The sequence below is a fragment of the Pseudoalteromonas sp. AWH4_217 genome (assembly GCF_056161105.1).
In genome coordinates this window covers 1-7,163 of the sequence record NZ_JBSWYM010000045.1, presented here as the reverse complement: position 1 = coordinate 7,163, position 7,163 = coordinate 1, and the positions used below count along the sequence as shown (strand labels likewise).

Annotated in this window: 6 protein-coding genes and 3 pseudogenes; 2 read left to right on the top strand and 7 right to left on the bottom strand. The window is 43.7% G+C overall.

Annotated elements, in window-relative coordinates; genetic code table 11:
- Positions 1 to 128 precede the first annotated feature (128 nt).
- Positions 129 to 647 carry an ankyrin repeat domain-containing protein gene (locus ACXAH1_RS24530; RefSeq protein ID WP_475200322.1) on the bottom strand — a complete coding sequence of 173 codons (519 nt, stop codon included), beginning with the start codon at positions 645 to 647 and terminating at the stop codon, positions 129 to 131.
- Between the two features lie 334 nt (positions 648 to 981).
- Between ACXAH1_RS24530 and ACXAH1_RS24525 the strand changes: the two genes are divergently transcribed.
- A complete protein-coding gene (locus tag ACXAH1_RS24525) occupies positions 982 to 1,152 on the top strand; it encodes a hypothetical protein (protein WP_475200321.1) in 171 nt (56 codons plus the stop codon).
- Between the two features lie 43 nt (positions 1,153 to 1,195).
- On the opposite strand, the gene ACXAH1_RS24520 is transcribed toward ACXAH1_RS24525, so the two are convergent.
- The 6 genes and pseudogenes from ACXAH1_RS24520 to ACXAH1_RS24495 form a co-directional block, all read right to left on the bottom strand.
- On the bottom strand, positions 1,196 to 1,729 hold the full coding sequence (locus tag ACXAH1_RS24520; RefSeq protein ID WP_475200320.1) for a hypothetical protein: 534 nt from the start codon (positions 1,727 to 1,729) through the stop codon (positions 1,196 to 1,198).
- Between the two features lie 477 nt (positions 1,730 to 2,206).
- The gene (locus ACXAH1_RS24515; RefSeq protein WP_475200319.1) at positions 2,207 to 2,674 is read right to left on the bottom strand and encodes a hypothetical protein; all 468 of its coding nucleotides are present in this window, start codon (positions 2,672 to 2,674) and stop codon (positions 2,207 to 2,209) included.
- Positions 2,675 to 3,021: 347 nt separating this feature from the next.
- Positions 3,022 to 3,381: pseudogene (locus tag ACXAH1_RS24510) on the bottom strand (transposase); the annotation flags it as partial.
- A 219-nt stretch (positions 3,382 to 3,600) separates the two neighbouring features.
- Positions 3,601 to 4,572: a transposase gene (locus ACXAH1_RS24505; RefSeq protein WP_475200318.1), complete on the bottom strand. Its 972-nt coding sequence runs from the start codon at positions 4,570 to 4,572 to the stop codon at positions 3,601 to 3,603.
- 399 nt (positions 4,573 to 4,971) lie between these two features.
- Positions 4,972 to 5,352, bottom strand: a complete 381-nt coding sequence (locus ACXAH1_RS24500; RefSeq protein ID WP_475200317.1) for a hypothetical protein — start codon at positions 5,350 to 5,352, stop codon at positions 4,972 to 4,974.
- 379 nt (positions 5,353 to 5,731) lie between these two features.
- Positions 5,732 to 6,064 (bottom strand): annotated as a pseudogene (locus ACXAH1_RS24495) (transposase); the annotation flags it as partial.
- A gap of 551 nt (positions 6,065 to 6,615) precedes the next feature.
- On the opposite strand from ACXAH1_RS24495, the pseudogene ACXAH1_RS24490 reads away from it, so the two are divergent.
- Positions 6,616 to 6,978, top strand: a pseudogene (locus ACXAH1_RS24490) (integrase core domain-containing protein); the annotation flags it as partial.
- Between the last annotated feature and the right edge of the window lie 185 nt (positions 6,979 to 7,163).

Below are 7,163 nucleotides of genomic sequence, written 5' to 3'. Positions count from 1 at the left end.
TCACGATGCGCTGGAAGACATGACTCCAGTTGGCTACCTTGAGGCAGCATAATTCTACTAATGAGCTGTACTAGGTTGGGTGGAGTTACAGTGTCTTTGCAACTTGTTCTAACTTAATTGCCCTTGATTTACCTTCGTTTACTTTTTATGAGAAGCGTAACTGTCGATTCCAGACCATGCTTTTTTGCTAATTCCAAACAGCTGTACTCTTTATCTTTTCCAAAAAAAGGTAACTCTATATTTGCACCATGTTCAATTAATGTATTTGCAATTTTTTCATGCTTATTTTCCAAAGCATAGTGCAACGCTGTTGTACATTCACAGCAACACCAATCGGGGTTTGCTCCGCGTTCTAAAAGCAGCTTAACCATTTCATAATTACCTTCTTGAGAAGCAACTTGAATCGGACGCAAATAGTTGTTCGCAACTTGAGCCAGCATAGACCCTGCTGTGAAAGCATAACCATTAGGATCTATTTTACGATTTTCCAGTAAATATTTAACTGAATAAAAATCTCCTGCCTCTGCCGCTCTAACTAGAGATAAAAAGTCTACTGACAAATCATCTTGAGTAGCTACATCAGCCTTAGACTCCATAGTTAACAACATTAAAAGAAATAAAAAAAGCAACACTTTACTAAACGCCATAAGCTAGTTTCCAACATAACGAATAAATACAGGATCACCACTCGCACCAGTTTGCGCAGAAGGCCTCCAAAGATGCAATTGAGCAGTGGAACAACACTCGACATCACGGCGGTAAAAGGCGAGCTAATCATTTCTCTGAGCTGACGATTGAGGTCTGTCTGTATCTCCACCCAAAATCAAACTGAATCGTTGTGATTCAATAAAACGCGGTCACTCAGAAGATCATAGCAATGGATGGTTGCCAAAAATACTACACAGCATCAAGTATCTTCTACGCTTCCAAACATGACTGCAAACAAAAACAGCGTGATAAGCAGACCAAGTAAGTAGAACTATGCAGTATCTGCCAGCGCGAGCCATCAATGTCGGCAGCACAGTCACTCAGTTGGGACTGGCCGTAAATGTCCCCTCCGCTGGTCAGTTGTGCATGCCAGCGCTGATTTTCACTGCACACCGCGCTGGTGTGATTGCACAGAAAAAAGCACTCATTGAGCGCCGGTTTTGAATGAGTGTCTTTGCAACTCCCTGATTGTAATTCTCTATGCAAATTACTGTTCTAAATTTACAAAAATCCAATAGGTAGCCCATTTCTCGGAGTAGGGTTCAATCATATTGGCACCACCCCCTTGTCCCTCTACACTAAACAAACCCAAGATTTGTGGCTCAAGCCAAACGATTGCCATACAGTCTTCAGGTATCGAGTCAAATTTAGTAATGAAAAGCATCGGTGTTGCCCGTCTAAACTCATCACTTGACACAGGCCACCTCCCAAAGTTGTCTATATTCTCAGCATTCTTAGCTTTCCTCTGGTAGCTCCATACTTCACGAACCAATAGCGAAAATAGTGAAGTGTTATCTTTAGCAATTGCTTCCCTTACGGATATAATTGAATCAAAATTTTCACCGTTAATGTGCTGCCATTTTTTTATTTCGCTTTCCCAAAGTGATGTGCACCTCCCTGTAAGTGCGAAGTGTTCCCTCAAACTCTCATACTTTTTATTCGTGAATTTTTCTGTTTCACTTCCCAAGCTTTTGCAGGATAAAACCATAAAGCAAAAGAATAGAAATCCCCCTCTAATCATAATTTTTCTCCAGCAAGACCCTTGTGGCTATGGTAACTCACTAGCCCTCTAATATACCTGTGCAGCATCGCGCTATAAGCTCTTTGTAAATGGTTATGAGTCAACTTTCTTACTTCAAGATTGCTGTTGACCATGTATGTCGGATAACTCCTCTCCCAAACCGAACTAAAATCAATTGCTGAAAAGTTAAGCTGTTCACTCCAATGACCATGCATTCATGAGGTTATCCCAAAGCCAGCATTCGCATACGCGTCGAAAAGCACTCCGGGATTTACTATTTGTGCTCCTTGCGGTCCCCAGCCAGGCGTCAGATAGCCACCATTTTTCTCCCCTAAACCTACGATTGCCAGTTGCCCCCGGTCACTATCTTGTGTGCTTGTATTACGGCCCGTCAGGTCGGTGTGTATCAGGGTAGCGCATTAACGCCGATTCAGAAGCCTCCATCTAATCACCCACCCAACAATCCAGGCTGATTGTCTACAATTTTGGGTGGGTGTCCATGTAACTTTTTATTTCCTTACAATTCATTTTATATCTAGGGTTATCTCCCGAGTATTTAGTTACATCTTTAAAAGCCATTGTAAATGAAGGAGGGGTATTTATGTTGCTTTTCGAACTCACATTACGGTAGCGAAATGAGAAATGTAAATCTTCCTCACTTCCTTTTTTAAACCATGTTGTCACTATCGAATAGTATCCGCAACTATCATCTTCAATTCGAGACAATTGAGAAACTCTAGTATCATGTGAGTTAACTGCCATAGTTACCGATTCGATTGTAGAGCTTTCATACTCACGAGGAAAGTACAGATAAGAAGTGACATACTCTCCGTTAACCAAAGTTTCAATAAAAATCTCGCTTTTAATTCCCACACCTTTAGCCTGTAAACTACAAATAAAAACGAGAAAAAAGCCACAAGAAATTGGAAAAATACTATTAACCATATCGCCTACCTAATCTTTTTTAGCTCTAAAATCTTTATAATATGCATCCGGTGAGGCCGTACTATAAAAACCTCCTCCGTCAGTTAAATTGGTTACCCCATGACTTGGCGAGTTTTTTCAAAGACGAGTTTTTTCAAAGACACCCAACCATAAATTCACAACCCAATTGTGGGCAGGTTCAACCTGGAAATGCAAGATTATTAAATATCGCGCTTTTTATATGCTCAGAGCGGTTAAATTCGTAAGTTTAAGCTCGTAATCGTGGAAAAAATCGGTGCCAGACAATACGAAAACATACCCAAGCCTAAGTTGGGATAAATTGAAATAATACTGAAAAAGATTAGATGCTAGCCCAGTAGGCGCTCACACTGCATCAGGTTAGTTCGTCGCTTTTTCTCCAGATGCTCACAGTAATCTGTCATTGCCTGTTTTCGCCCTACTGCACCATGAAACACTTTGGTAAATCGGGTGGTAAGTTTAAGCCAGTTGTCTGGCTCTATTTGCAACCTGGTCAGCAGCGGCTGGCTATCACTGATATATCCTCGTTTGTCTGCCCGCATACACCGGCCTGTTAATTCAACCAGCTGAATATAATAGGTCAGCTCAAACGGGAGACCACTTGGCATGTTCGCTCTGGGGTTGCCTGCAAAGCGTCGCAAGCTTTTAGGTTGCTTGCCCTGTCGTGCCCACTCAATGCGTTTTTCGAGTTTTTTCAAAGACACCCAACCATAAATTCACAACCCAATTGTGGGCAGGTTCAACCTGGAAATGCAAGATTATTAAATATCGCGCTTTTTATATGCTCAGAGCGGTTAAATTCGTAAGTTTAAGCTCGTAATCGTGGAAAAAATCGGTGCCAGACAATACGAAAACATACCCAAGCCTAAGTTGGGATAAATTGAAATAATACTGAAAAAGATTAGATGCTAGCCCAGTAGGCGCTCACACTGCATCAGGTTAGTTCGTCGCTTTTTCTCCAGATGCTCACAGTAATCTGTCATTGCCTGTTTTCGCCCTACTGCACCATGAAACACTTTGGTAAATCGGGTGGTAAGTTTAAGCCAGTTGTCTGGCTCTATTTGCAACCTGGTCAGCAGCGGCTGGCTATCACTGATATATCCTCGTTTGTCTGCCCGCATACACCGGCCTGTTAATTCAACCAGCTGAATATAATAGGTCAGCTCAAACGGGAGACCACTTGGCATGTTCGCTCTGGGGTTGCCTGCAAAGCGTCGCAAGCTTTTAGGTTGCTTGCCCTGTCGTGCCCACTCAATGCGTTTTTTGATACTGGTATAGTCCGAAGTTTCAGGAGTCTCTGCCATTTGGGCCCTGACTGGGTTCAGGTCAACATAGGCCATGCATGCTGCCAGTGCCGCTTCATCCAGCAAGGCTTGTGACTTGAACCTTCCTTCCCAGAACCGGCCTGTACAACCATCTTCTTTATTGGCTCTGCGGGCTATGTCTTCATTCAGTACCCGCATAAACCAGCTGATACTAGCAAGGCGTATTCTGAATTCACTAATATCTGCATCCAGCATACTGCGCTCTGACTCGCTCAGCTCATCACCATTAACGAATTTTTGCGTCAGCCAGTTACCTTTAAACAACTTATGCCAGCGAATCACTATCGCTTTATCCGATAACCTTTGTGCTTTCTTATCATCTACATACAAAACAAGATGTGTATGATTGCTCATCACCGCATAGCCACATACCTCAATGCAAAACACCTTGGCCAGAGCCAGTAATTTTTCCTCGACCCAGTCTCGTCGATGCTCATAAGATTTACCCGTTAAACGGTCTTCACCACACAAAAATGCGCGCCGCACACACCGGGAAATACAGTGGTAGTATTTGGTATCCGATAAGCTGACCTGCCTCTTCCTTGCCATTGGCATAATCTATCATCCTCAATCCATGAGTAATACCTAAAGGTAGACGGCGTACATTCCGCACGCCAGTTTAGGGTGGGTGTCCTTGTAACTTTGTATCATCCTCAATCCATGAGTAATACCTAAAGGTAGACGGCGTACATTCCGCACGCCAGTTTAGGGTGGGTGTCCTTGTAACTTTGTATCATCCTCAATCCATGAGTAATACCTAAAGGTAGACGGCGTACATTCCGCACGCCAGTTTAGGGTGGGTGTCCTTGTAACTTCGCTCTCCTTGTAACTTCGCTCAACTTCTGTTAACGCTGATTCAGGAGCGTCCACCTCATCACCCACCCAAAAACCCAGACTGAAATGCCTACGATTTTGGGTGGGTGTCCTTGTAACTCCATGGGGCGCTTGATTAGATTACTCAAAAGTAATGATTACCGCTGCCGAATAACTGGTTCCAACCCTTGCCTTTTGAAACTTGTACTTCTTCAAGATTTCCTTGCTCAACTTGGTAAACACTCTTCGAGGGCATTCACTCACAATAACCAAATTTTCCGACCAACCTTTGTCGTTTACATCAAAAGTAAGTAGCACTCCACCATAGGAATCTTTGTGCGTATAAAACTCTACTTCTGGTGAGGGATCTACATAAATAACCTTGCGCTTTGTGCTCGCCACAAGCTCTTCTAAGCCAGCGATAGCCTCTTTATGGTTCGTCGAGCACTGAAAGTCACCTTCATTGTTGGCGCTGCACCCAAAGGTTAGCAAGCAAAATGCAAATAAAGTTAAAATCTTCATCTAACGCTTCTCCCTAAAATTCAATACGTCTTTTTTCCACTGCATATGTTCTCTTAATCGGCATATTGTATTTTGCGCGGTACGCATTTTCGAACAGTGCCGAAGCTCTCGGTTCGTCGATGCTGCGTTTATACGTATTACTTCGAATTCCTATCGCTGCCAACCCACTTTTAGTATGACCAAACTCATGAGCTATCAAACTACCCAAGGTAGCGCTTTGCGCCTCATCCCCCGGCCTTTTGGTGTAAGGTGCTGCTTTCCATGCAGATATGTTGCGAGTGTAATGTATTTCGTTAGGGTTGCCATTAAACCCAACCCTCCAAGCAACCTGCATATCAGGGTCGGTAGCTGTTGTTACTTCTGTAAAGGTTGCTGTCCAACCATTAACGAATTTTTGCGTCAGCCAGTTACCTTTAAACAACTTATGCCAGCGAATCACTATCGCTTTATCCGATAACCTCTGTGCTTTCTTATCATCCACATACAACACAAGATGTGTGTGATTGCTCATCACCGCATAGCCACATACCTAAATGCAAAACACCTTGGCCAGAGCCAGTAATTTTTCCTCGACCCAGTCTCGTCGATGTTCATATGACTTACCCGTTAAACGGTCTTCACCACACAAAAATGCGCGCCGCACACACCGGGAAATACAGTGGTAGTATTTGGTATCCGATAAGCTGACCTGCCTCTTCCTTGCCATTGGCATAATCTATCATCCTCAATCCATGAGTAATACCTAAAGGTAGACGGCGTACATTCCGCACGCCAGTTTAGGGGGGGTGTCCATGTAACTTTCGATTCAGAAGCCTCCATCTAATCACCCACCCAACAATCCAGGCTGATTGTCTACAATTTTGGGTGGGTGTCCATGCAACTGGATTTAGAAGCGTCCACCTCATCACCCACCCAAAAAATCCAGACTGAAATACCTACGATTTTGGGTGGGTGTCCTTGTAACTTTTTCCGATTTAGAAGCGTCCACCACATCACCCACCCAAAAATCCAGACTGAAATGCCTACGATTTTGGGTGGGTGTCCATGTAACTCGTCGTTGTCTATCAGGGTGGTGCATTAACTCCGATTTAGAAGCGTCCACCTCATCACCCACCCAAAAACCCAGACTAAAATACCTACGATTTTGGGTGGGTGTCCTTGTAACTTCAGAGTGGCGCATTAACGCCGATTTAGAAGCGTCCATCACATCACCCACCCAAAAAATCCAGACTGAAATGCCTACGATTTTGGGTGGGTGTCCATGTAACTCCGTTAGACAGAGCCTATGAGCAAAGAGGTCGACCATCAGGCGTGTTGTTCCATTCTGATCAGGGCAGTCAGTATGTCGCCACAAAGTTCAGGCAAAAATTATGGCGCTATCGTATGACTCAAAGCATGAGTCGCCGAGGTAATTGCTGGGACAATGCACCAATGGAAAGGCTATTCAGAAGTTTAAAAACAGAGTGGGTTCCTGTAGCTGGCTATGAATCCTTCAAAGAAGCTGAAAGAGATATTAGTTACTATTTAATGGACTATTACAACTGGAAAAGGCCGCACAGCAACAACGAAATGCTCGCGCCAGCAGTTGCGGAAGAAAAACTTTATTTACTGTCCGGGATTAGTTGACCACTACATAACTCCGATCCATGAGTAATACCTAAAGGTAGACGGCGTACATTCCGCACGCCAGTTTAGGGTGGGTGTCCATGTAACTTTCATTCTTGCCATTGGCATAATCTATCATCCTCAATCCATGAGTAATACCTAAAGGTAGACGGCGTACATTCCGCACGCCAGTTTAGGGTGGGTGT